26 protein-coding genes and 1 pseudogene are annotated in these 25,099 nt (G+C 47.8%); 8 read left to right on the forward strand and 19 right to left on the reverse strand.

What is annotated here, in order from left to right:
* A partial coding sequence (locus P8P30_01005) for a hypothetical protein (protein ID MDG1286124.1) occupies positions 1-402 on the forward strand: 402 nt, incomplete at its 5' end.
* Positions 403-455: 53 nt separating this feature from the next.
* On the opposite strand, the gene P8P30_01010 is transcribed toward P8P30_01005, so the two are convergent.
* Positions 456-1,217, reverse strand: coding sequence for a M23 family metallopeptidase (locus tag P8P30_01010; GenBank protein MDG1286125.1), 762 nt, complete (start codon positions 1,215-1,217; stop codon positions 456-458).
* Between the two features lie 120 nt (positions 1,218-1,337).
* Between P8P30_01010 and P8P30_01015 the strand changes: the two genes are divergently transcribed.
* From P8P30_01015 to P8P30_01025, 3 genes are read left to right on the forward strand one after another with little or no spacing between them, the layout of a single operon-like run.
* Positions 1,338-3,701, forward strand: coding sequence for a tetratricopeptide repeat protein (locus P8P30_01015; protein MDG1286126.1), 2,364 nt, complete (start codon positions 1,338-1,340; stop codon positions 3,699-3,701).
* Between the two features lie 36 nt (positions 3,702-3,737).
* Positions 3,738-4,832, forward strand: coding sequence for a type IV pilus twitching motility protein PilT (locus tag P8P30_01020; protein MDG1286127.1), 1,095 nt, complete (start codon positions 3,738-3,740; stop codon positions 4,830-4,832).
* Positions 4,832-6,010 carry a PilT/PilU family type 4a pilus ATPase gene (locus P8P30_01025; protein MDG1286128.1) on the forward strand — a complete coding sequence of 393 codons (1,179 nt, stop codon included), beginning with the start codon at positions 4,832-4,834 and terminating at the stop codon, positions 6,008-6,010. The genes P8P30_01020 and P8P30_01025 overlap by 1 nt, the downstream gene beginning before the upstream one ends.
* On the opposite strand, the gene P8P30_01030 is transcribed toward P8P30_01025, so the two are convergent.
* Together P8P30_01030 and acs are read right to left on the reverse strand one after the other, a co-directional pair.
* Positions 5,999-6,427: a DUF1294 domain-containing protein gene (locus tag P8P30_01030; protein MDG1286129.1), complete on the reverse strand. Its 429-nt coding sequence runs from the start codon at positions 6,425-6,427 to the stop codon at positions 5,999-6,001. The two genes, P8P30_01025 and P8P30_01030, sit on opposite strands and share 12 nt — an antisense overlap.
* Entirely contained in the window at positions 6,428-8,326 is a 1,899-nt protein-coding gene (gene acs, locus P8P30_01035; GenBank protein MDG1286130.1) for an acetate--CoA ligase, read from the reverse strand.
* Positions 8,327-8,383: 57 nt separating this feature from the next.
* On the opposite strand from acs, the gene P8P30_01040 reads away from it, so the two are divergent.
* Entirely contained in the window at positions 8,384-9,613 is a 1,230-nt protein-coding gene (locus tag P8P30_01040) for an NADP-dependent isocitrate dehydrogenase (GenBank protein ID MDG1286131.1), read from the forward strand.
* A gap of 142 nt (positions 9,614-9,755) precedes the next feature.
* Positions 9,756-10,160: pseudogene (msrB, locus tag P8P30_01045) on the forward strand (peptide-methionine (R)-S-oxide reductase MsrB).
* A gap of 5 nt (positions 10,161-10,165) precedes the next feature.
* Here msrB and P8P30_01050 read toward each other — a convergent pair.
* From P8P30_01050 to P8P30_01075, 6 genes are read right to left on the reverse strand one after another with little or no spacing between them, the layout of a single operon-like run.
* Complete coding sequence (locus tag P8P30_01050) at positions 10,166-10,702, reverse strand: DUF2155 domain-containing protein (protein MDG1286132.1); 537 nt, start codon at positions 10,700-10,702, stop codon at positions 10,166-10,168.
* Positions 10,703-10,704: 2 nt separating this feature from the next.
* Positions 10,705-11,178 carry an outer membrane lipid asymmetry maintenance protein MlaD gene (mlaD, locus tag P8P30_01055; GenBank protein ID MDG1286133.1) on the reverse strand — a complete coding sequence of 158 codons (474 nt, stop codon included), beginning with the start codon at positions 11,176-11,178 and terminating at the stop codon, positions 10,705-10,707.
* Between the two features lie 3 nt (positions 11,179-11,181).
* On the reverse strand, positions 11,182-11,541 hold the full coding sequence (locus tag P8P30_01060; GenBank protein MDG1286134.1) for an NADH:ubiquinone oxidoreductase subunit NDUFA12: 360 nt from the start codon (positions 11,539-11,541) through the stop codon (positions 11,182-11,184).
* A gap of 31 nt (positions 11,542-11,572) precedes the next feature.
* On the reverse strand, positions 11,573-12,115 hold the full coding sequence (locus P8P30_01065) for a hypothetical protein (protein MDG1286135.1): 543 nt from the start codon (positions 12,113-12,115) through the stop codon (positions 11,573-11,575).
* A 22-nt stretch (positions 12,116-12,137) separates the two neighbouring features.
* The gene (locus tag P8P30_01070; GenBank protein ID MDG1286136.1) at positions 12,138-12,629 is read right to left on the reverse strand and encodes a hypothetical protein; all 492 of its coding nucleotides are present in this window, start codon (positions 12,627-12,629) and stop codon (positions 12,138-12,140) included.
* Positions 12,629-13,291 (reverse strand): response regulator, encoded by a 663-nt coding sequence (locus P8P30_01075; GenBank protein ID MDG1286137.1) that lies wholly within the window; start codon positions 13,289-13,291, stop codon positions 12,629-12,631. Before P8P30_01075 ends, P8P30_01070 begins: the two co-directional genes overlap by 1 nt.
* 36 nt (positions 13,292-13,327) lie before the next feature.
* Between P8P30_01075 and P8P30_01080 the strand changes: the two genes are divergently transcribed.
* Entirely contained in the window at positions 13,328-13,774 is a 447-nt protein-coding gene (locus P8P30_01080; protein MDG1286138.1) for a low molecular weight phosphotyrosine protein phosphatase, read from the forward strand.
* On the opposite strand, the gene P8P30_01085 is transcribed toward P8P30_01080, so the two are convergent.
* The 6 genes from P8P30_01085 to P8P30_01110 all read right to left on the reverse strand — a co-directional run bounded on the left by P8P30_01085 (position 13,767) and on the right by P8P30_01110 (position 18,621).
* Positions 13,767-14,681 (reverse strand): FAD:protein FMN transferase, encoded by a 915-nt coding sequence (locus P8P30_01085; GenBank protein MDG1286139.1) that lies wholly within the window; start codon positions 14,679-14,681, stop codon positions 13,767-13,769. The two genes, P8P30_01080 and P8P30_01085, sit on opposite strands and share 8 nt — an antisense overlap.
* Complete coding sequence (locus P8P30_01090; GenBank protein MDG1286140.1) at positions 14,678-15,061, reverse strand: PepSY domain-containing protein; 384 nt, start codon at positions 15,059-15,061, stop codon at positions 14,678-14,680. The genes P8P30_01085 and P8P30_01090 overlap by 4 nt, the downstream gene beginning before the upstream one ends.
* A complete protein-coding gene (locus P8P30_01095; protein ID MDG1286141.1) occupies positions 15,054-15,569 on the reverse strand; it encodes an FMN-binding protein in 516 nt (171 codons plus the stop codon). Before P8P30_01095 ends, P8P30_01090 begins: the two co-directional genes overlap by 8 nt.
* 17 nt (positions 15,570-15,586) lie before the next feature.
* The gene (locus tag P8P30_01100; protein ID MDG1286142.1) at positions 15,587-16,840 is read right to left on the reverse strand and encodes a porin; all 1,254 of its coding nucleotides are present in this window, start codon (positions 16,838-16,840) and stop codon (positions 15,587-15,589) included.
* 221 nt (positions 16,841-17,061) lie between these two features.
* Positions 17,062-17,505, reverse strand: a complete 444-nt coding sequence (locus tag P8P30_01105) for a hypothetical protein (GenBank protein ID MDG1286143.1) — start codon at positions 17,503-17,505, stop codon at positions 17,062-17,064.
* Between the two features lie 111 nt (positions 17,506-17,616).
* The gene (locus P8P30_01110; GenBank protein MDG1286144.1) at positions 17,617-18,621 is read right to left on the reverse strand and encodes a polyprenyl synthetase family protein; all 1,005 of its coding nucleotides are present in this window, start codon (positions 18,619-18,621) and stop codon (positions 17,617-17,619) included.
* Positions 18,622-18,670: 49 nt separating this feature from the next.
* Between P8P30_01110 and P8P30_01115 the strand changes: the two genes are divergently transcribed.
* Positions 18,671-19,537, forward strand: coding sequence for a S49 family peptidase (locus tag P8P30_01115; protein MDG1286145.1), 867 nt, complete (start codon positions 18,671-18,673; stop codon positions 19,535-19,537).
* Positions 19,538-19,548: 11 nt separating this feature from the next.
* Here P8P30_01115 and P8P30_01120 read toward each other — a convergent pair whose 3' ends face one another.
* The 4 genes from P8P30_01120 to P8P30_01135 all read right to left on the reverse strand — a co-directional run bounded on the left by P8P30_01120 (position 19,549) and on the right by P8P30_01135 (position 25,095).
* Positions 19,549-20,658 carry a thiolase family protein gene (locus P8P30_01120; protein ID MDG1286146.1) on the reverse strand — a complete coding sequence of 370 codons (1,110 nt, stop codon included), beginning with the start codon at positions 20,656-20,658 and terminating at the stop codon, positions 19,549-19,551.
* A gap of 109 nt (positions 20,659-20,767) precedes the next feature.
* Positions 20,768-22,756, reverse strand: coding sequence for a fused MFS/spermidine synthase (locus P8P30_01125; GenBank protein MDG1286147.1), 1,989 nt, complete (start codon positions 22,754-22,756; stop codon positions 20,768-20,770).
* Between the two features lie 80 nt (positions 22,757-22,836).
* The gene (locus P8P30_01130) at positions 22,837-23,664 is read right to left on the reverse strand and encodes a cytochrome c1 (GenBank protein MDG1286148.1); all 828 of its coding nucleotides are present in this window, start codon (positions 23,662-23,664) and stop codon (positions 22,837-22,839) included.
* A gap of 15 nt (positions 23,665-23,679) precedes the next feature.
* Positions 23,680-25,095 (reverse strand): cytochrome b/b6, encoded by a 1,416-nt coding sequence (locus P8P30_01135; protein MDG1286149.1) that lies wholly within the window; start codon positions 25,093-25,095, stop codon positions 23,680-23,682.
* Between the last annotated feature and the right edge of the window lie 4 nt (positions 25,096-25,099).

A 25,099-nucleotide genomic window follows, 5' to 3' on the forward strand; every position in this document is an offset into this window, starting at 1 on the left:
AAGAATATTATTAGGTGTCAGCCCCTTATTTTTTATCTTATATTTTTTTATTATCAAAAAATTTCTATGAAAACTTTAAAAAACCTTTCAAAGGTTACGGCTGATTTCTTTAAACTTAATATTCAAATTTCTTACAAAGAAGAGGATGAGAGTTTAGCTAAAACAATTTGTGCAAATATCGAACAAATTCGCTCTCAAAGATTTTACACTTTTGACAGAGATGAAGCAGATTCTCAATCCAGCTCTATGTTTGGAGTGAGATTGAGAGCTAGCTGTTTGCATGTAAAACTTCATTTACCTCTATCGCAAAAGGAGAAATTCTTAGAGATTGAGAAAGCAATTGATGCACAACTTCAAGGGATTGAGGTTTCATCTGATGCTGAAGTCCAGAAGTTGAGTTGAGTAATTCGCAAAATTTTGTAATAAGATTAGAGGTCGTTCCGGTGGGACGACCTCTAATTGTTTAGAGCGATATTTTTCGTGCCTGAGCGTTTTAAGTGCTTGGCTGGGTCGATGGGTTCGCCATCTTTGCGTAAGGAATAATCTAAATGGGGGCCAGTGGAGCGCCCGGTACTGCCAACTTCGCCAATTTTTTGGCCCTGGCGGACTTTTCTGCCCGGGTGGGCGGTAATTTTGCTTAAATGGCCATAGAGGCTGTAGCTGCCATCTGCATGTTCTACTTTCACATAATTTCCGAGATTTTGGTGTTGGCCAATATCGCTTACTTCGCCTTGTTCAGAGGCCAGCACGCTTGTGCCGGTCGGTGCGGCGATATCCAATCCAGCATGGAAGGCGTATTTCCCGGTTACGGGATGGGTGCGATAGCCGAAAGGCGAACTGATGCGTGATTTCACATTCTCATCGACCGGCCAGATATGGTCGATTGTTTTCGAGGCAGGTTTAATCGCCGTGATAAGTTCTTCTTGGGTCTGTTTGGGCTCTTGTTTTAGCGCCTCGCGTGATTCGAGTCGTTGCTCTTTAATCGGTTTCGGTTCGACATAAGTGGGTGCGGGAAGAGGGTTTAATTGTCTGCGTAAACTAAAGAAATCTTGCCTCTCTTGCGCCAGTCTAATCGGGTCTTTGCCGCCGCCTAATCCCATAAAATGCTTGCCGTTAATGAGGGTATGTTCCGCCGGTTTAAGTGTCATGAACTTGTTTCCTGCATGCGCAGGAATACTCGCAGCGAGTGCAAGTAGTAAGACTGTGATGTATTTCATACAATTTTTCATGGCGTTTCTCACAAAATTACTTTGCAAGCCTCGTGCCACATTAATAAGGCGTGACCGTAACGGTTTCAACGGCTTAGCTGAAATTAGAACGGTGGGAAAGCTGTATCAATGGATAAAAACAAGAAAAACATCCACGAATTACGTGGTTACATGGTGCCTTTATTGGCTGGAGTTGCTTTATGTGCGATCTCCTCAACAACCGTTTATGCGGATGATGCCGAGCCAGAAGTGGTGCCGGCTTATAAAATTTCTGACCAGACGTCTGGCGCGAGTCCTTATCTAAAAGATTCGCCTTATGTCGCGCGTAATCGGAAGCTGGAGGCGCAGAAAATAGCGCCGATTCGTCGCCGGCCCATGCGTTTTAGTAAGGGTGGAGCATTGCCTGCTGCGCCAAAATTTGATGATGGTTTTGGAGAGCCGCTCGTAACGGTTGGTGATGCTGTCCCTGCAGTGCTGGAGCCATTACAGCCTGCTGAGCTGGATCCCGTTTTGGAGAAATCTATCGGAGCAGGTATTCCTTCGGTTGAAACGCAAGTGGTGCCTATTGCTCTGCCAAGCGAAATTGATGATGTTGAGATGCGAAATGTTGAAATGGTTGCTCCACTTGAGATAGAGCAGCCGGTTGATGACATGGCCGAATTTGTTGAAGAGATACATCCAGTTGAAATGGAAGTTCCTTTCGAGGGAGAGTTTTCTGCCGAGGTGGTTCCCGCAATGGTGGCCGAGCCCACGGTTACTGTTCAGGCAGCAGAGGTGGAGGGGGGCGTTCCGGAATCTTTCATGGATACTATTCTTTCTGTTTTTGATAGCGAGAAAGAACCTGAAGTTAAGGCCGACATTGCGATGCCTGAAGGCTTGAGAGTGAAGCCTATCGTGAATCCTAATCCGTCAGCGCCGATGATGGTTCGGCCTAAAGCGACGGGTCTGGGTGCGCCGTTAAAGACGATTGTGATTGAAAGAGCGCCTGAAGAGCATAGCTCAATTGAGCGGACGCGCCAGATTATCATTCCGCCGGAAATCCAAAAAATTGAACGTGAAGAGAGAATGGCGCACGCGGGGGTTCCTCCGCTAGTGCTTATGCGCGAACGGTTTCAAGAGAATTTAATAAATGTACCGCCCGTATCAAATCTCGCTTCTATTTCAAAAGAAGTTGCGAAACCAATGGCAGCCAAAATTCCTGTAGCGGCAGCTGTAGAAGAATTGCCAGAAGTTGCGGCAATTGTGGAGCAACTAGAGGAAGTGGCAACTCAGCTGCCTGAAGAACTTCCTGTAGAAGCGCTTGCTGTTGCTAGTGTGGAAATGCCATCAGAGAAACCTACTACAATTTTAGCACAAGAAGTTGTGCCTGTTGTTGAGCAAGCACCTATGCCTGTGATGTCTGAAGAGATGGCTGCTATAGAGCCTATAGTGGAGGAAGTCGCTAGCTCTTCTATTGCTGCGGTTGTGCAAGAAATTGTAGAGGAACCTGCAGCTGTTATAGCAGAACCTGTAGCCGTTGTGGCAGGAACGGTTGAAGCGTCTGAACCTGTAGCCGTTGTTACAAAAGCGCTTGAAGTGACTGAGTCTGTGCAGGAGATGGCTGCAAAGCAGGCGCCTGTGCCGGTGAAAAGTGAAGTCATTATGCAAAAGCTTCCAGGGGCTCATAAGTCTATTGCAAAGCTGAGTGATGCGAATGTGGTGATTGAAGAAGCCAAGCAAGTAGAACTCGCTAAAGAGAGCAAGATGATGCTCAGGAATTTTCCAAGCGGGCTAAATGCACCGCAAGTGAAAATGGTTGATGAGAAAGTGGAAATTTCACGTGCGACAGTGCCTGATTTAGAAATTTCAAAACCGCTTATCAGAAAACATGAAGCATTGGGTATTTCGATCGAAATTAAAAAGCCGGATCTAAATGTGAATGATTATTTAGTCATGGCTTATGAGGCGATGCAAGGGGAGAGATTCTCTCTCGCATCGCAATATTATCAGGCTATTTTGGATAATGATGCGAGCCACGAAGATGCAATCTTAGGGCTTGCGACGGTAAGTCATCGTCTGGGTGATAATGATACTGCGCGCGCTTTGTACCGTAAGCTTTTAATGAGCTCGCCGCGTAACACAGCGGTGCTGAATAACTTCCTTGTGCTCGTCAGCGAAGAAGCGCCTGAAAAAGCCTTGCGTGAGTTGTTGGACTTAGAATCTAAAAACCCGCATTATGATGTTCTTCCGGCGCAACTTGCGACGATCTATGCCAATCAAGGTGACATGGAAAATGCGATCGAGAAGATCGCCCGTGCGATTGAGTTGAATCCAGAGCATTTGCTCTATCGTTATAATCTGGCGGTCATGCTGGATCATGCGGGTCAGAAGAATGAAGCGATTCAGGTTTATTCTGCAGTGAAAAGCGCGATTGAAAAAGGCGATAAAATCCCAACTGATATCTCACATATTCAGGAAAGATTAACCTTTTTACTGTCTAATCAGTCCAGCTAACAAGGGGTAATCCCTAAAAAACTGGAGTAGATCAACGTGGATATTACCGAACTTTTAATGTTCGCTCAGAAGAACAAAGCGTCAGATTTACATCTTTCGACGGGCAATCCGCCTCTATTACGTATCAATGGCGATATGGTGGCGATGAAAATGGATGCATTGGAAGCCGATGTCGTCAAGCAACTGCTCTATTCTATTTTGACAGAAAGCCAGCGTACAAACTACGAACGTGATTTAGAGTTGGATTTTGCCATTACCTTTGGCGATGGTATGCGTTTTCGGGTGAATGCATTTAATACGCTAGCCGGGCCTGCGGCTGTATTGCGAAGTATCCCCTCAACCATCATGTCACTTGATGAGTTAAATGCTCCGCAAATTTTAAAACGTCTGGTTGAATTACCGCGTGGTTTGGTTCTCGTAACGGGGCCAACAGGTAGCGGTAAATCAACGACATTAGCCGCAATGGTTAATCATATTAATGAGACTTCTGCGAAACATATTCTGACAATCGAAGATCCCGTTGAATTCATTCATGATTCAAAAAGATCATTGATCAATCATCGTGAAGTGGGGGTTTCAACCAAGTCTTTTTCACAGGCGCTGAAGAGTGCTCTGCGTGAGGACCCTGATATCATTCTGGTAGGTGAGATGCGTGATTTGGAGACGATTCAATTAGCGATGACGGCGGCAGAAACTGGTCACTTGGTGATGGGTACATTGCATACAAGCACTGCGGCTAAAACGGTGGATCGTATTATCGATGTTTTTCCTGCAGAGGAAAAAGAGATGGTGCGCGCGATGCTTTCAGTCTCCATTGAAGCGATTGTGACGCAGACGCTTATTAAGCGTGCCGATGGAAAAGGGCGTGTTGCGGCACATGAAATTTTGATTGGAACGTCAGCCGTACGAAATTTGATTCGTGAAAATAAAATTCCACAACTTAATTCAATGATCCAAACGGGCAGTAAGTCTGGAATGATTCTGATGAAAGATGCGATTAGAAACTTGCTGGAAGAGGGGGTTATTGGTTCAGAAGAAGCACGTCGTTTATTGCTGACCGATGCAGATGAAGATAAAAATAGTGGCGGACATACGCCAAAGCCCATTACGGCTAACCCAGGGCAATTCTAATGAGCGAGCAAACACTGAATCGTGATGTTTTACTTCAGACCATGTTGGAGCAGCAGGCTTCGGATCTTTATATTACCGTTGGTTGTCCGGCGAGTTTTCGCTCAGAAAAAGGCATTCAAGCGATTGGTGAGCCTCTGACACGTGATATTATTTATGGCTTAATTGACGAAATTCTAACGCCGAAGCAGCGTGCGGAATTTGATGAAGTCATGGAATTTAATTCCGCTTACGGGTGGCAGGATAAAGGGCGTTTTCGTATCAATGTGTTTATGCAGCAGCATGAACCGGGTATGGTGATTCGCCGTATCAACACCGTCATCCCAACTTTTGAAGATCTTAATCTAGGGGAGGCCTATCGAGATTTAGTCATGCATAAGCGTGGTCTTGTATTGGTTGTGGGGCCCACAGGTTCAGGAAAATCTTCGTCATTAGCGGCGATGATTGGGCATCGTAATGAAAAGGGATCAGGCCATATTATTACCGTCGAGGATCCGATAGAGTTTCAACATTCGCATAAGGGCTGTATCGTGACCCAGCGCGATGTGGGGATTGATACGGCCTCTTTTGAGGCTGCTTTGAAGAATGCGCTACGTCAACGTCCAGATGTCGTGTTGGTCGGAGAAATCCGCGATAGGGATACGATGGAACATGCGATTAACTTTGCGGAGACGGGGCATTTGTGCCTTGCGACGCTGCATGCGAATAACTGTCCGCAAACGATTGAGCGTATCCTCAGTTTCTTCCCAGAAGAAAAACACCGTCAGGTGCAGATGAATTTAGCATTGAACCTGAAGGGAATTCTTTCGCAACGTTTGGTCAAGAACCGTATGGGAGGTCGTTGTATTGTGAGTGAGGTTATGCTTAATGAAGGTCTCATTCGCGAGCTTATTGAAGAAGGTAACGTGAAGGAAATGCGCCAAGTGATGGAGCGTAATAGCGACATTGGTATGCAGACATTCGATCAGGCATTGTTGGCGCGTTATATCCGCGGCGAAGTGACAGAGGAAGTGGCTTTGGCGGAATCAGATAACCCGCAAAACTTGAAACTGAAAATGAGGCAAGCAGCGGGCGCGGTTACGACGGCAGGTCTCGTAAATGCTGCTAATGTGAGTCCTACTAATAATACCGAAGATAGTAGCGACGGCGGTGGCGCGGCCAGGCATCATTTAGAAATTTGATATCCAAATTCCTAATCCCACTGCGATCACTTGCATTATGACGACCGCGACGAACATCTGTTTAAAGGCCCCTTTAATGGTTTTATGTCGGAAGAATTTACTGCCCGCAAGGGCACCTAAGGTGCCGCCGATAAAGGTGAGTGCATGGAGGGTTTTTTCAGGCACACGCCAGCCACCCCTTTGGGCCTGCCTTTTATCCCATCCATAAGCCGCGAAGGTGATGAGTGTGATAAGCACTAGATGTGATAGTCCGAGGAAATAGATATAATAAGGGTGCCAAATTGTGATCTCTAAACTGGGGAAGCGCCACCAGCTAATGGCTGCCAGTAGCACTATATGTATGCCATAGAACCAGTGACGTAATCCAGAAAGGAGGCCGGCTAAAGGTAGAAAAATAATCAAAACAGTGAGTAGCATTTAGAGTTGTCCCTCTACTAATTTATCGACGGCTTCGGGGTTTAGCAGGGTGGAGATATCGCCTAGTTTACTAAAATCAGCATGCGTTTTAATGTCACCTGCCGCAATCTTACGCAAGATGCGACGCATAATTTTGCCGCTACGGGTTTTGGGTAGGCCGGTGGTCGCATCTTGAATCTTGCTGCAAAGCGCAATAGGGCCGATATCGGCGCGAATTTGTTGATTCAGGCTACGACGTAATTCATCGTCCAATGTGAAGCTGTCGTTTAGAATAACATAGGCGTAAATGCATTGACCCTTAATATCATGCGGATAGCCGACGACGGCAGATTCAACTACGGCAGTATGGCCATTTAAGGCGGCTTCCACTTCTGCTGTGCCAATACGATGGCCAGATACATTGATCACATCATCCATGCGACCTTCAATCCAGATGTAGCCCTCCTCATCTTTGCGCGCGGCATCGCCGCTAAAATAATATCCCGGATAGGCGCTGAAATAGGTCTCAACGAAACGTTGATGGTCGCCCCAGATGGTGCGAGCCTGTCCCGGCCAGCTATCGGCAATGCAAAGCGCGCCTTTCGTTGGGCTCTCAACACCTTCCGCGTCAAATAAGCGCGGTTGAATGCCGAAATAGGGGAAAGTCGCGGAACCCGGCTTCGTTTCCCATTCACCGGGCAGTGGCGTAATCATATGGCCACCGGTTTCGGTCTGCCACCATGTATCGACAATGGCGCAGCGCTTCTCGCCGACGACTTCGTTGTACCAGTTCCAAGCCTCAGGGTTGATGGGTTCGCCAACGGAACCAAGGATACGCAGCGAGCTTCGGTCAGTGCCTGTTACATGTGCATCGCCTTCCTTCATTAACATACGGATGGCCGTGGGCGCGGTGTAGAAAATCGAGACCTTATATTTATCGACCACCTGCCAGAAGCGCGAGGCATCTGGGTAATTCGGGACACCTTCAAAAAGGAGTGTCGTGGCACCGGCGGCGAGTGGGCCGTAGATCATGTAGCTATGGCCAGTAATCCAACCGACATCCGCCGTGCACCAAAAGACCTCACCTTGCTTATAGTCGAATACATTTTGGAACGTATGCATGGCGTAAAGTAAATAGCCGGCGCAGCTATGCTGCAGCCCCTTTGGTTGTCCGGTCGAGCCTGAGGTGTAGAGAATGAAAAGCGGATGCTCTGCATCGAAAGGCTGCGGCGGGCATTCATCGCTGACCGTCGCTTCCAGTTCATGCCACCAGATATCACAATTTTCGATCCAGTTAATATCGCTGCCCGTACGTTTGAGGACGAGGGTTTTTTGCTCGCTTAACCCTTCAATCGCTTTATCGACATTGGCTTTTAAGGGAATGTGTTTACCGCCACGCAATCCTTCATCGGCGGTGATTGTCAAATGGCTATCGCAATCTTCAATTCGGCCGCGTAAAGCGCTGGGCGAGAAGCCGCCAAAGACGACGGAATGAATGGCCCCGATACGTGCGCAGGCCAGCATCGCAATGGCCGCTTCAGGCACCATCGGCATATAAATTGTCACGCGGTCGCCGGATTGCACGTTCAGTTCTTTGAGCATGTTGGCACATTGATTTACGCGCCTGTGCAGCTGTGCGTAGGTGAGGGTGATGTTCGCCTCCGACGGATCATCCGGTTCCCAGATGATGGCAGGCTGATTGGCTTTTGTCGCCAAATGACGATCAACACAGTTCTCAGCTACATTCATTTGTCCGCCTTCAAACCAGCGAATATGCACCTCGTCTTTCGTGAAGGATGTGTCTTTCACCTTTGTCCATGGCCTGTGCCAATGTAGGCCCTCGGCAGCGTTACCCCAGAATTGTTCAGGCTCGGTGCAGCTAAGATTATATTTTTCCTGATAGTGTTCGTGGTTCATCATTGCCTCTTAACGCTATTAAGGTTAACTATAGAGCAACAAAATAAAGAGGCAAAGCACATGGAAAAAATTAAAGTAGCAAACCCAATTGTTGAAATTGACGGTGATGAAATGACACGCATTTTATGGGCGTGGATTAAAGAGCTGTTGCTTGAGCCTTATATTGAGGTGGATACGAAGTATTTTGACCTCGGCATTGAGTCGCGCGACGCGACGGATGATCAAATTACGGTGGATGCTGCCAATGCGATTAAAGAGCATAGCGTGGGCGTAAAATGTGCGACCATCACGCCGGATGAAACACGTGTGGAGGAGTTTGGTTTGAAGCGTATGTATCGCTCACCAAATGGCACTATCCGTAACATCCTTGGCGGTACGATTTTCCGTGCGCCGATTATTTGTAAGAATATCCCGAAATATGTTGGCGGCTGGAATAAGCCTATTATCGTGGGTCGTCATGCGTTTGGTGACCAGTATCGTGCAACTGATATGGTCGTCTCTGAGCCGGGCACATTAACGATGCGCTTTGAACCTGAGGGCGGTGGTGAACCCGTCGAATGGGAAATTTTTAAGTTTGATGCACCGGGTGTAGCGATGGGCATGTACAATCTGGATGAATCGATCAAAGGCTTTGCACGTGCGTGTTTTAATTATGGCTTGTTGCAGAATATGCCAGTCTATCACAGTACGAAAAATACTATCCTTAAGAAGTATGATGGTCGTTTTAAAGATATCTTCCAGCAAGTGTATGAAGAGGAGTTTGAAGCGAAATTCAAAGCGAAAGAACTTTGGTACGAACATCGCTTGATTGACGATATGGTGGCTTTTGCTCTCAAAACTGAAGGTGGATTCGTTTGGGCCTGTAAAAATTATGACGGTGATGTGCAATCCGATATTGTTGCACAAGGCTTTGGTTCGCTTGGGCTGATGACATCGGTGTTGATCACTCCAGATGGAAAAACAATTGAAACCGAAGCTGCGCATGGCACGGTAACACGCCACTTCCGCCAGCATGAGCAAGGTAAAGCGACCAGCACCAATCCGATGGCGACAATTTTCGCCTGGAGTGGGGCCCTACGCTATCGCGGTCAATTTGATAATACGCCCGAAGTAGTAGCCTTTGCCGAAGCGCTAGAGAAAGCCTGTATCGATACGGTTGAGGATGGTCAAATGACGAAAGATTTGGCGTTGCTGGTTGGTAAAGATCAAGGTTATCTCACCAGCCGTGAGTTCCTAAATGCGATCGCTGCGAAGTTGAAAGCGAATTTGAGTGTTAAGGCTGCGGCTTAAACTGTAATGCTTTTCATTTCCTGTACGAAGAATAGGGAAAGGAGTTCATATGTTTAAAGTGATTTTAATGGCAGGGTTGGTGGTCTTAGCGGCCAATTATGTCTTTGCCAAAGAGGAGCCTAGAATGAGTGTAAATGGAACAAAGTTGACAGAAATGCAGGCTTATGTAACGCAAGAGGATGGCACGGAGCCTCCTTTTAAGAACGCCTATTGGGATAATAAAGCCGAAGGCATTTACGTTGATGTGCAAAGTGGGGAACCGTTATTTTCTTCGACTGATAAGTTTAAATCAGGCACGGGCTGGCCGAGCTTTACCAAGCCCATTAAAGCCGAGAATGTTGTCAATAAAACGGATTTTAAATTGTTCTCGCCGCGTACAGAAGTGCGCTCTCAAGGAGCGGATTCGCATCTAGGGCATGTGTTTGATGATGGTCCTGTTGATGCAGGTGGTAAGCGTTTCTGCGTTAATTCAGCGGCGTTACGGTTTGTGGCTAAAGCAAATTTAGAAAAAGAAGGTTACGGTGAGTTTTTGAACTTATTTGAATAGGGTTCTTATTCAGCGGTTTCTTTGATTTTCTCAACGGCGGATTTGATTGCGTCAGGCACTTCGTTTGGACTCTCTTTGGGAACTGCTTCTGTTTCACCTGCCTCGGCAGGCTCTTCTTCAACCTCCTCAGCGATGCATTCAAGCATCGTGATATCATAGACAGGGTGTTTGAGCGATGACAGGGCAGGCGAGCTGCTAAACATCCAGCCATAGAATACGAGTGAAGGTTTCTCGCCTTGTTTCCAATACCACACTTCCATCAGGCCTGCTTGTTCAGGGCGTTTGTCGGGGGGGGCGATCCAACAGCCACGCGGGATGATCTCTAAATTACCAAAGCGGGTGACGGTGCCCATGGTGGCTTCAGTCTCTTGCGAACGGGTGGTGACTTTATTTAAGCCACGAAAGCGCATGCCGGTATAATTTTTCTGGATAATGGGTTCTTCTTCGAAGATTTCATCTTCGCTCTCTTCAGCAATGATGGTTTCCTGCGCCTGCACAGGCAGGGCGAAAAAGAATAATAAGCAAAGTAGGTAGCGTAGCACGCTTACTCACTATCGTCGGAAGATTGTGCTTCCACGCCGCCGCCGCTATGGACCATTTTACCAATTAGAGATTCAAAATTCACGGAAGATTGCGTGAAAGATATTTCATCGCCATCGCCGAGCATATCTTCCATGCCACCTGGCTCAACGCTGACATACTTTCCACCAAGTAGGCTGGCGCTTACGATGGCTGCGGTTGAATCTTCCGGTAATTTGATATCTTCACGTAATTGTAGGCTCACCACGGCTTCGTAGCTTTTAGGGTCTAAATCCATTTCCACCACTTGGCCGATTTTAATGCCGCCAATGCGCACTTCAGAGCCGCTGCCTATGCCATCGACGCTGTTAAAGCGAGCATTCACCGTATAGCCCTCAATCTCTTTGAGGTTACTGCTATTGTAAGCGAAGTAAGAAAAAGAAAGTGCGATACCGATAACGGCTGTGCCGACCAGTGTTTCAAGTTTTGTTTTATTCATTTGTTAGGGTCTCCATGCTTCGTAATCGCCACTGGCAGACGCGTCACGTTGACCGCCTTTATCTAAGTGGCCCGGGGGTAGGTAGCGTTCAGATGTTCCGGTCATATTCGGACGATGCGGCTTCTGCCAAAAGAAACGGCGAGCGTTATCATTATCTGGAATTTCGTTGCTGGTATAATGTAGCCAGCCATGCCAGTGCGCGGGCACTTGGCTTGGTTCAGCCAGTCCTGCGTAAATCACCCAGCGTTTACGGATGCCGTCCGCTGCTTTGCGACGACCTTCAAAATAGCGGTTTCCGAACTCATCGAACCCCACTTGTGTGCCCTTCAACCATGTGAAGAGATGTGTACCTATTGTTGCCATGCATCCTAATTACTGCAGGGCGCCTGTAGAATCAAGTATAACGCTTGCCGCGTCCCAGTTCTTTTGACAATCGTGCCTGAGTTTGTCCACGTGAGGCTTTATAGCGGTTGCTGGAATCTTGCGAACGCTCTGTTTCATTGCGAGTGGTTTTATCGCGATTAAAAAGGCTCTCGAATAGCTCCTTAGTGGCTTTCCGCGTGATACGCGATAGAGAGCTGGAAAGCGTGTTCTGGCTGTTATTGCGAGATTGGGTGGTTAGGTTACCTTCAGTTTCCTCGGTGAGGATATCGACGAGTTGGCTCAGTGCGGTTAGGCTTTCGCGGATTTCCTTATCGGTATTACGCAGCCAGTAATCGAGGGCTTTATCGGCGGTGTGGCGAAAACTCTGCTCCAACTCATTCTCAAATTGGGTGAGCCATAGGCCGTTACCTTGCATCACCTCCAGCACTTGCTCGGGGGTGAGTTGAAATCCGTCGGTTGAATTATCGAGAGATAAGCCATTTATCTGGCGGCCACTTTGGACAATGAGGTTGGCAACTTCACGTGCCACGATTTGAGTAAAAGCATCAGTCATGCCGTTACGGTATGTTTAATGGCTATTTGCCGGAAGGGTGAAAATGGGCGATGAGTTCCGGCAGTGCTTCGAGAATTTCATTGCTGGTTTTGCTGCCATCCCCCACGACTTTCTCGCGTAAGGCAATTTCTAAAAGATCGATATGTTTGCCCACGATAATAGCGGCATGTTTGTCGTCAGGAAGGTAGTTCTGGCTATATTCGCTGAGTGAATTGAGAGTGAGGGCGAGTACTTTATAACCAAGGCTTTCCGCCTTCCCTTTTTGGCTGGCAGCGGTTGAAATAAACAATCCCCTCGCTCTGGCAGAATTAGGGTTTTTGCGGCCCATTTCGATGAGAGGGGTGATTTGCGCTGTCATATCGCTGATGAAGTCATCTTGCACTTCTTGAATGGCTTGTTGCCCTGCAGCAATCCGCTCCTCGTTAAAGATATTTTTCAAATTAACATTTTTTCCGAGTTTATTCTTCAGCGAAAGATCGGCTGTAATTAACTGCGGGTGAGGCTTCTTCGTCATTACTCGCTCATTCCTTTATGGTCTTGAAATTTTATTATCTCAATGCGGTGAGTTCGGCGCTCTTCGCGTCCGCCCCAACCCATTTCTTTGCGGCGGCGGCATGGGCCTTGATAGCCGGTACCGGTAACAAAGGGGCGTGGTTTCTCAATGATGTTGATGATGCGGTTACACAGATTGCGTGAATCGAGTGGTTTCATCAAGACTTCGTTCACCCCAGAGTCGCGTGCATAAATAACGGCGTCAGGTTTGGTGGGCCCCGTTAACATGATGATAGGGACAAAGCGGTTAGGTGACCTTACATTGCTGCGAATATGTTTTACAAAATTGGCGCCATTATCGGGCGGGAACTCACCCCAATCCATTTCCAGACTATCGGAAGATTCCTCTTCTTCCTCTTTTTCTTTCGGAAAGGGGGAAGGTTTTTCTCCTGTTGCTGAAAAACTCAATTCCCAGTCGGTGACGATCAAATCAATGCGTTTGCTTTGCATAATTTTAATGGCTTCAAAGCCATCTGTCGCTTGGTCTATCATCTTGAAACCCAAGTGGCCGAGAACTTTGGTGACCAATTCGCGGATAGTTTCGTTGCCATCGACAACGAGCACGGAAAGCTTGCGTAATGCAGATTCAGCTCTTTTTTCAGATAATGTAAGTGGAATAGACATTGTTGTGACTCGTAATAAGCTCTACTAACGCGTGTAATGCAAGCAAAACAGAAACTCTTATTTGTCTGTACGGGAAATATTTGTCGTTCACCGACGGCTGATGCAGTGATGCGTCAGGAGGTAATGTTCGAGGGGATCAAGCATGTTGAGTGCGATTCCGCTGGGACGCAGTCTTTTCATCGTGATGAAGCGCCTGATTCGAGAGCGCAACTGGCGGCGCAAATGCGTGGTTATGATATGTCGATGCTTCGCTCGCGCAAGGTGACGCCGCAAGATTATACGGCGTTCGATTATCTTTTAGCGATGGATGGCTCTCATCTGAAATGGTTGCAGGATAATCGCCCCGGCGGCGCTACGGCTAAGGTCGAGATGTTTACGGATCGCGATATGCCGGACCCCTATTATGGCGGGGATCAAGGGTTCGAACTGGTGTTAGATTTGGTCGAAGCCGGTATACGCGAATGGATTCGCAAGCTTAGCTAAAGCGCGCTTCGACATTGTCCAATGTATGGATAATGGCTCTTGCTTGCGCATAAGGCATGATGGAAAGGCCTGTGGATAGAGCATCGGCTAAAGTCGCATTGGGCGCGAGGATAGACACGCTCGTATGATGCTTGGCGCTCTTACCCGTGTGTGGGTTGAGCAAATGGTGATGCTGACCCAGCGCCGTTCCATAAGCGCCAGAAGTGGCGAGGGCGCGGTTATCAAGGCTTACGATATCGCTAATATCACCGGCACTATCACGCAAACCGATATTCCAGTTCCGACCATCTGCATGGCCCCCAAGCGCGCGAGTCTCACCGAGTTCGACCAGTGTGTTGGTAATGCCTTCGGTTTTGAGCATTTGCGTGATGTGATCGGTGATAAACCCTTGTGCGATTCCATTGAGGGTGATTTGTGATTGGTGGGCTAAGCGTAGGGAATTCTCATCAATTTCGACATGGCGATAATCAATTTTCGCGAGCGTCTCTTGCAGTTGTTTTGGTGTGGGCGAGGGGTGCTTACTATAGAGCTTCCAGAGCGGCTGGACGGTCACATCAAATGCGCCCTTGGTAAGCTGACTATAGTGATTTGCCTGTGTTAAGAGGGTTGTGAGCTCATTCGGCGCTTCGTGCAGATAACCGTCTCGGTTCAGTTTTGATAAAGCGGAGTTTGCTTGATAGAGGCTGAAGATGCTCTCTAGCCGCTGAATTTCGCTGACGGCTTTGTCGATGAGCGCTTTGGCAGCACCCGCTTCCTCATGGTAAAGTTGGAAACCGGTCTCTGCGCCCAGTAAAATACCGCGCCAGCGATAGAGTTTTTGGTCTTTGATCGCTGCAAGTAACGGCATGGGGAGCATTGCCGTGCCCGCGGTCGCACCCATCAATGTTAGGAAGCGACGGCGGTTCATTTCTTCATCCTGCGTGGGCTGCGGTACCAATTATAGATGCCGGTAAAGGTAAGCAGCAGCAAGATAATCGCCGCCGCATCCATCATGATCGTACCGTAGCTGCCAAAGAAACTTCCTGTATGTAAATCGAGCATCACGCGGTCAAGCGAGAGGGGGGCGGTATAGCCTTCTGCCACTTGTGCAGGGTCGATATCATACCAATTCATCAGCCACTCACTGCTGATTTCCTGATGTTGTAATTCGAGTGCGCTATTATGGTTTAGGATAATACCGGTGACGGCCAGCAGCACCATGAGCAGTGATGCGGCAAGGCCGATTTGGCGATGCCAGCGTAGTACGCGTAAGCGCCATCCCATTTTGCGGCGAGGTTTTTTATCCATTTTCCATTACCTGCTTATGGAAAAAGAGTGCGAGCTGGCCAAGGCGCGTCAGTGCCTTTACCGAAAGGGTCGCACCAGAGATGCCGTCAATAGGTGTATCGAGCTTATTATTGTTTTTGAGTTTCGCGTTTTTAAACTGATCGGTGAAGCTAGGGTAGCGCACTTCCCAGCCATGACTTTCGCGGTAGACCAATACTTTGAGCGTTTCAATCACACCCTCTTTTACCACAATGCCGGTGGTGATGGGTTTATATTTCCCAATTTCTTCTAAAATCCAAACCGTGCGATCACCTTTGCGCCAGTAAGGAAATGCCCGCAATTTATATTTATGGCGCATGATCTTATTGATTGGTTTCTGTAGCTCTTCGTCTGGAAGATAGCGCTGCATTTTAGGCGCCTTATCGTCAAAACTCTCCGCAACGAATGTGTCAGGGTCTTGATAGACATCTTTTGCTGATGCCGTCAATGGCATCAGCAAAACTGTCACGAGTAGGAGTAAAAATTTCACGTACCCTTTGTACATGCTTAGAATTGGAAGCCAACGCCCAAATTCACAAGCTCATCATCGGCGGTGCCAGACGGATTATCCAGAATCGCATAATCTGCTTTCAGCACCACATTGGGGTGAGGCCAGTAATTTACACCGAAATCAACTTGGGTAAATTTGGTGTCGGTGCTGGTGCTTGCGCTGTTATCATATTCGTTATAACGCGCAAATAACCCGATCTCATCTTCGTCCGTCACTGCAAAGCGGTACGATGGTTCAACATACCAACCATATTGCTCGTCTTTGCCCGCAGCGGCGGCGTCAGCACCATTGATATCCCAACGCGCATAGAGAGCACGTAGGCCAAAGCCATTTTTGTTGATCGCGGCATGGGTTTCCCACAATGTCGCATCTGCTGACTCCGTCAAAGAACCTTGTGCCACATCTTGCTGATATTGAAGTGAGGTGGCGAGTTCAACGCCCGGCAGGCCTGTCCATTTGATACGACCCGTTGCTGCACCATCTTTTGCAGAAGCTTTCGCCACTTTTTGACGACCCGAACGGATGTTAAAGGTTTTGCTGCCCGTGGTTGGCGTGTTTAGGCCAGAGTGAAGCGCGACATCATAGCTGAAGCCTTCGCCAAGCTCACCATTGAGGCCAACACCCGCTTCCCACCATGTGGCCGGGATGATGTTTTTCTCAATAGGGTTACGCTCAACACCGTAGAAAGTGTTCGGTTCGTGTGTTTCGTTCAGGATACCAACAGGAAGCAAGAATAGACCGGCTTTCGCATGTTGCGTATCCGTGATGTTATATTCGAGGAAGGCTTGTTCTAGCTCTACTTCGCCGGGCTTGCCTTCGCCTGCAAGCGCATGTTCTATTTCGAGTTCACTAAAGAAACGTAGGCGGTCGTTAAACTCATGACCTACGAAAAGGACGAAGCGGTGGAAGTCGATTTCGTCTGTATCGCCGCCATTATAGTGAAGCTCGCCGTAACCGCCGAGGGAGGTTTTATCCCACCAGCCCATGCTGCTATCATTAGAACTGTAGCTTCCAGCATTGGCGATTTTTTCGACGTTCTGAACTTTCTTTTCTGCTTTTTTAACCTGCTTAACGGTCTTTTCTACGGTCGCCTCTGTTTGCTTTTGGCCTTTTTGTAGGGCTTCAATCTGCTTTTGCTGGAGCTGGATCATTTTCCAAAGTTCAGCTTTAGAAGGCAGGGTATCTGCCGCGTAAGCAAAAGAAGAGGTAAGCATAAGGCTCGTGGCGGCCAGAGTAGAAAGTTTAAGCATGGGGAGGGCTCCTTTTAGTTTTAGTAGTGAGAATCATTCTCAATTAAGAAAGATGGATGTATTGGGTATAGGTAAGGGTGTCAATAGTTAAATGAGAATCATTCGCATTTTATTGTCATCGTATTTGATGCGAATGTTATGTAGCTTTCTGTCAACCTGAGCGTAAGCGAAGGATCAAAAGATTCTTCGGCGCAGCCTCAGGATGATAGAAGTGCAGCGCTTTAAAGTTTACCTGAAGCGGTCACTAACTTACCGAACCATTCCCGTGTTACGGCTTCTTCATGGTTCTCCGAGGCGTAATGTAGAGCTTGAATTGCTTCATCTGCTGCGTCAATAATTTTTTCCTCAGCGCCTTTATCGGCACGGATTTTATCAATTGCCGTTTCGAGCGAATAGCTATGCTCATGGATGCTCTCTAAATCAGCACCTTCTAATTTTGGTTTGGCGATGATCTTGCCAATCCGCATGATCTTTTTATTCAGGAGGGCTTTAGCCATTTCGGTCGTTGCAACGACCTCGCCTTCATAATGCTGCAAGCGGGTTTCGGTCGATGCATGCTCTATCGGTTCGGCTGGTTTTTCAACTTCCGTGAGTTCAGGGCCAACGAAACGGATTAGGGTAGAAATCGCGAGAATAGCGATAATGAGTTTGAATTTAAACGACATGGTAATCCCTGTAATTGATAATCATTCGCATTTTCTAGGCGCAATGGAAAGAAGATGCAAGTCTTAATCTTTCGTCATGAGCCGAACAAGTCGGGTAATGACGTTATGGGTTTAATACGCGCGTTTTATACAGAAATCGGTGATTTCAAGCAGTGCTTGCTTTTCTTCACTCTGCGGAAGGGCGGCGATCTCTTGTAGCGCTTTGTCGCAATATTGGCGTGCGACATTCACCGTATGTTCAACCGCATCGTATTTTCTAAGGAGTTTTAACGCCGTCATGAGGTCAGCTTCCTCTTGCTCCTGTTCACCCATGGTACGTTCCCAGAACGCCTTCTCCTCATCGGTTCCATTGGCGAAAGCATGGATGACGGGCAGGGTAATTTTTCCATCGCGGAAGTCGTCGCCGATGCTCTTTCCGAGGGCTTCTTGCTTGGCGCTATAGTCGAGTGCGTCATCCATCATTTGGAAGGCAATGCCGAGATTCATGCCGAAGCTGCGTAACGGCGCTTCCCATTCATCACGCTCTGTCACTACGGCGCCGAGTTCGCAAGCAGCGGCAAAAAGCGTCGCCGTTTTACCGATAATTACTTCAAGATATTGCTCCATCGTCGTCTCTAGGACATTGGCGGTGGTTAGCTGTAGTACCTCGCCTTGCGCGATAATAGCGGAGGCATCGGAGAGAATCTTCAGCACTTTGAGTGAGCCGTCGGACACCATCAGCTGGAAAGCGCGGCTAAGCAAATAATCGCCGACAAGCACGCTGGCAGAATTTCCCCAAACTTCATTGGCCGTATCTTCGCCACGGCGTAACGCAGATTCATCTACTACATCATCATGCAGCAAGGTAGCAGTATGGATAAACTCAACCGCAGAGGCGAGGGCGATATGGCGGGTACCGTCAGTATTATAGCCCATCATGCGCGCGGAGAGCAAGGTAAGGGCCGGGCGTAGGCGTTTGCCGCCGGAAAGTACAACATGGCGAATCATTTGCCCGATCAGCGGAATATCGCTTTCAGCATAGGCAATGATCAGCTCATTAACACGCCCAATATCGCCTGCAACGAGCGCACGCGTGTGGGCAAGTTCTTGTGGAGCATTGGTAGCAGTCGCAGTCATGGGCGATTATGTATAGACTTCTGCGGGTTGAGGCAATAAGTAAGGCAGCATGAACCCAGCAAAACGTTGTATTGGCTTTTTATGTAAAGTCGCCGAACCGGTGCAGAGAAAACTTATCTCACCTCCAGGAAATGTTGTCGTGGTCCGCCTTGAGGGCGTGATTGGTCAAGGTGGACGCTTTAGTAAAGGCGGTCTTACGGCGGATACTTACGCACCGCTTATCAAAAAAGCATTCTCAGTTGGGAACCTAAAAGCGGTCGCGGTGGTGATTAATTCGCCCGGTGGTTCACCGGTGCAATCCGCACTTCTTGCACAAGAAATTCGCTATCATGCAGATAAGAAAAATGTACCAGTACTTTGCTTTATTGAAGATTGTGGTGCGTCAGGTGGCTATTGGCTGGCCTGTGCAGGCGATGAAATTTTTGCGATGGAGGCTTCCATCGTCGGCAGTATTGGCGTGATCGCGGCAGGCTTTGGTTTCCAAGACTTGCTGGCTAAGCATGGCATTGAGCGCCGAGTGCATACATCCGGCAAGAGCAAAGCGTTGCTTGACCCCTTCCAGCCGGAAAAACCGGCCGATGTGAAAGTACTTAAAGAAGCACAAACTGATATTTACGAAGGCTTTGTTGATTACGTGAAAGAGCGTCGTGGCGATAAACTTAAAGGCACGGATGCGAAGTTATTTTCCGGTACGATCTTCTCCGGTAAAAAAGCACATGAGTTGGGCTTGGTCGATGGCTTAGGCGATTTCCGTTCAGAGTGTCGCGATCGTTTCGGCGAAAAAGTAGAGTTCAAAACGCTCATCGTCGCCAAAGGTTTCTTTGAACGCAAAATGGGTATGCTAGCGCCAAACGTATGGGCCGATGCCGTGGTCGATGCGATTCAGCACCGACTGACCCAAGTGCGTTTATTTTAGTTCGAACGGCTTTAGATTTTTTCTAATACCGTCGCAATGCCCATACCGCCGCCGATGCACATGCTAGAGACGGCGTAATTGCCGCCTGTATCATGCAAAAGCTGTGCGGCTTTACCGGTGATACGCGCGCCTGATGCGCCGAGTGGGTGCCCAAGGGCAATCGCACCGCCATCAATATTGAGTTTGTCGGCAGGGATGTTTAACTCCGCTTGCACAGGGATAGCTTGCGCGGCGAATGCCTCGTTAATTTCCCAGATATCAATATCAGCGGCAGTTAAACCTGCGCGTTCTAAGGCGAGCTTGCTGGCGGGGATGGGGCCGAGTCCCATAATCTCAGGCTCCAAACCTGCCACTGCCATCGATTTAATGCGGGCGAGTTTGGGGAGGCCGAGTCGATCTGCGGCTTCTTCGCTAGCGACGATAACCGCTGCTGCTCCATCGGTTAGAGGCGAGCTCGTGGCTGCAGTTACACGTCCCTCTGCGCGGAAGGCTGGGTTCAATGTCGCCATTTTCTCAACGGTGGAATCACCACGTATGCAGCCATCTGTTGTGACGCCGTTAACGGGAATGATCTCTTTGCTGAAATCTGCCGCCGCTGCTTTTTGATGGCTAGTGAGTGCGAATTGCTCCATCGCTTCGCGGGAGACATCTTTGAGCGTGGCCACTTCTTCCGCCGTTTCGCCCATATTCATATAGGCTTCTGGATAGCTTTCATAAAGCTCAGGATTCGGCATTGGGTTAAAGCCACCGATCGGAATACGCGTCATGCTTTCTACACCGATAGCGATGAAAATTTCACCGGCGCCTGTTGCGATACTGCCTGCAGCCATATGGATCGCTTGCATAGACGATCCACACCAGCGGTTAACGGTGCTACCACCGGTTCTATTTTCGAGTTTGCTTAAGAATACCAGTTGGCGGCCTAGATTGAAGCCTTGCTCTCCTTCAGGAAAAGCACACCCGCAAACCACATCTTCAACTAATGCTGGATCGAGACCTGTTTTTTCCAATAAACCATCAATCACGGCAGCGCCGATATCATCTGGGCGGGTTTCAATTAACTCGCCTTTATGGGCTGGGGTGAAGGGGGAGCGGGCATAGCCACAAATTACGGCACTCATAAATCTATCCTGTCAGTTTATCTTTTCTCTATAGTGTGCAGGTATCACCGAAAAATCTAGTATAAATGTAATCTTACGGTGTTTCGGAGGGAAAGAATAAAGTGGAGGGTTATTTCATACGGATGGCTGGAATGATGTGTGAGTAGTTATCGGTCCAAAGCGGTGTATCAGGATCACTGGTTTGTAATTTGAAACCAAGTTCCGTAATTTGTGAGGTCCATGGGGAATTTGCAGGGACCACGATCACCCAATCAGAAGTGAAGCTGAGTTCGTTTGAGTTAGACTTAAATCTATTTTTATAGGCCAGCACTCCCAGCTCTTCAGAAATTCGTGTGATAAAGGGAGTGAGGTTATAGTAGCGATTTGAAACATTGAAGGCGAGCATGCCAGTTTTAGGACTAAGCTTCTTCAAGTATAGTTCGGCTGCTTCTTTGGTCACTAAATGCATTGGAATTGCATCCGAAGTGAAGGCGTCTATGACGAGTAAATTATAGCCGATCGTGTTCGGTTGTTGGTCCAGCATAATGCGCCCATCCCCTTCAATAATACGGATGGTGGGAGGGCATTGATCAAGATAGGTGAAGAGGTTGGGGGCTTGGGAAATTTTTATGACATCTGGGTCAATCTCGAAGAAGTCGAAACTCTGACCTTTGCGTCCGTAGCACGCCGTCGTGCCTGTTCCTAAGCCAATAACTGCAAAGGGTTTCTTGTAATAACTATCAGGGAAATGTTTGATGAGTTTGGCAATTGGTGAATAATAACTGGTGGGTTCTAAAGCGAGTTCAGGGACTGTTGACTGCATGCCATGAAGAGTGGTGCCGTGTAGATATCTGTTAATAAAATGGCCGTTTTCTAGAGGAGTTTGCTGCACTTTCGAAACGCCGTAGAAATTACGTGACTGGTATAATGTTTTTTCAAATCCAGTAGTGGGTGGGTCAGAAGGTAACCAAAAGGTGGTAATAGCGATTCCGATAATACTGAACCCACCAAGGATTTTCAATTTTTCCTGTTTAGGAAGTGCAAAGAGATCTGAGACTTTTCTTTTTGCGGGTAGTGCAAGTAGCGAAATGATAACTAAACCAGCATATTCATACGTGTCATTGAAAAGGCTAGGAGCGAGTACGTTAAAGAACCCGCCTAAGGCACCGCCCAAAGAAACGAAGAAAAAGAAGAAGGTAAGTTTTTCGGGAGTGGGACGAATACGGGCGAGCTGGCCATGACAACTGATGGCAATAATCATAAACGCCAGAAAATGCATGATAATAATTTCTGGCATAGGGGGGAGCAAGGTGCCGACAACCGCCATCATCATAGCGATAGGGTGGAATTTCTGACATGCCAAAATAACGTTTTCTCCCCAGGCGGCAAAGGCAATCACAAAGCTAAGCAGGTAGAGGGCTAAAGGGATGATCCAGATCAGAGGGAAAGACCCAAGATCGGTGGTGATATAGAGGGTCAGTGCGAGGAAAAGCGCCGAGGGTAGAAAGGCGCAAAAAAGCGTATGCAGTATCACAAGAGCGCCTAAAGAAGAGGAGGTTTTTTGCTTTGAATTTTTTTCAAGATCCGCTTTTAACCAGAGGTAAAGCCCTGAAAAAAGTAACAACAGCAAGATAAAACCATAACCGAAATAAAGCAATTGCTGTTCAAGATCGAGTACCCATTCAAGCAGAAGCGGATAAGAGAATAAGCCGAGAAAACTCCCTGCGTTACTTGCACTAAAAAGGAAATAAGGTTCCTCACCAGTAGAGCTATGATACCAGCGTTGTAGTAAAGAAGAGCTAGCGGATAAAATGAAATAGGGAGCGCCAATGGTAAAAGTCAGGCTCAGAAGTACCCAACTAACAGGCTGGCCAGTTGCTGAAAACTCAGGCAGCTTGAGTGCGACGGGAATAGCAATAGCGATGGCTGCAACGAATAATCCGAGATGAAATTTCCATTGGGTTTTTGAATCTAAGTAACGGGTGGTTAATGCAGCATAACCATAGCCTGCGAGCAACATGGTTTGGAAGAAAAGCATGCTTGCGATCCAAACAGAAGGAGCACCACCGACATGAGGCAAAAGCATTTTCGCCAACATGGGTTGAACGAGTAAAAGCAAAAACGCGCTTACTAAAATGGTTAGAGAATAGTAAGCGCGCATTGATTATTTCCGATGAATAAAAATGTGAAGGGTGGTTATTATTGGACGTCTTTCCAAACACGTTTCTTAGCAACGTAGAAGAAGCCAGAGAAGACGAGTAAGAATAAGAGAACCTTCAGGCCCATGCGCTTACGCGCTTCCATTTCAGGTTCAGCCGCCCATTGCAGGAACGTCACGACATCTTTCGCCATTTGATCCATGCTGGCATCGGTTTCATCTTCGTATGACACTTGACCATCCATCACGAGTGGCGCAGCCATCGCAATCTGGCGACCTTCGAAATAGGGATTGTAAGATTGACCTTCACCCAGTGCAAAACCTTCCGGTGCATCTTCGTAACCAGTGAGCAGCGAGTGCATGTAGTTTGCCCCATCCGGGCGAGCTTTCGCCATCAAGCTCAAGTCAGGAGGGAAGGCGCCGTTATTGGCTGCACGTGCGGCATCTGCATTCGCGAAGGGGCTAGGAATACGGTCAGACGGTTTGCCTGGGCGTTCAATTTCTTCGCCTTCACCATCCAATGCCGCGTAGCTATATTCAGCCGCAAGAGATTTCACTTCTGCTTCTGAGAAGCCCACTTCTTGCAAGTTACGGAAGGCGATACGTGACATGCCGTGGCAGGCTGAACAGACTTCGCGATAGACTTGGAAACCACGTTGGATAGCAGCACGGTCAAATGTACCAAAATGGCCGTCAAATGCCCAGTGGCTTTGTTTTGCATGGCGAGCAGTTTTGGTTGCTGGGAGTTCTTCGCCATCACCATGTCCGCCGCTGAACACCGCATAAGCGAGGCTCGCCACGATGACTAAGCCGATAAGCATGGCAACGCCTTGGAGTTTTCCGTTTAGATCTTGCTGTTTTTTAGCCATGGTCTTTTCTCTCAATTACGCGCTTGCACGCTTACGTGTGATGACAGGTTTATTAATGCTATCGGGCAATGGTAGCGGTTTTTCGAAGTAACTTACCAACGGCATAACCACAAGGAAATGTGCAAAATAATAAGCCGTTCCGATGATTGAAAGTATGACATAGATACCTTCAGCCGGTTTCGCACCGAGGTAGCCTAGTAAGATGCAATCAGCCAGCAATATCCAGAAGAAGAGTCGGTAAACCGGACGGAAACGCGCTGAACGAACTTTGCTGAAATCTAACCATGGGAGGAAGAAAAGTACAATCAAAGCGCCGAACATAGCGAGTACACCCCCAAGTTTTGATTCGATAACCGTACCTGTGAAGCACATGATGATGGCGAATGTTACGCCCCCTGCGATTAAGCTGGCTTTGCCACCTTTAGTCAGTTCGATCGGCAGTTCAATGCCAATACGTTCAAGCATTTTAATGCCGAATGGAATGGCTGCAATACCTGCACCGATTAACCATAATGGAATATCGAATACGACGGCACGAAGGATCGCGTAGAACGGTAAGAAATACCACTCAGGCACGATATGCGCCGGTGTGACAAGTGGATTTGCTTCAATATAGTTATCCGGATGACCTAAGCTATTGGGTGCGAAGAACAAGAACCATGCGAAGATAAGGAAGAAGATGCCAAAACCAAACATATCTTTAGTCGAATAGTAAGGGTGGAATGGAATTGTGTCTTTATCCGACTTTACATCAATGCCAAGCGGGTTGTTTGAACCATGCGCATTCAACGCAAGAATGTGCAGTCCAACCACGCCAATGAGTAAGAATGGCATCAGGTAGTGAAGCGAAAAGAAACGGTTCAATGTTGCATTATCAACCGAGAACCCGCCCCAAAGAAGCTGTACGATACTTTCGCCCACCAATGGGAAGGCCGAGAATAAGTTGGTAATCACCGTCGCACCCCAGAAGCTCATTTGGCCCCATGGTAGGACGTAACCCATAAACGAAGTTGCCATCATTAGAATAAGAATAATGACACCCATCCACCAGAGAACTTCACGTGGTCCTTTATAAGAACCGTAATAGAGTCCGCGGAAAATGTGGATATAGACGACGATAAAGAACATCGAGGAACCAACGGCGTGCATGTAACGAATCAACCAACCGTAATTGACGTCACGCATAATGCGCTCAACTGAATCGAACGCCATATCAACATGGGCGGTATAATTCATCGCCAAGAAAATACCGGTGAGAATTTGCACCATGAGGCAAATGCCCGCTAGTGAACCAAAGTTCCACATATAATTGAGGTTTTTCGGCGTTGGATGACGTGTTCCCACGACTTTATCAGCCGCATATAAAACAGGAAGTCGTTCGTCGAACCAGCCAACCCAGCCCTTATAAGGAGATTTGTGATTTAGTGCCATAAGT

The organism is Rickettsiales bacterium (genome assembly GCA_029252805.1).
In the GTDB taxonomy this organism is placed as follows: Bacteria; Pseudomonadota; Alphaproteobacteria; order Rickettsiales; family JALZUV01; genus JALZUV01.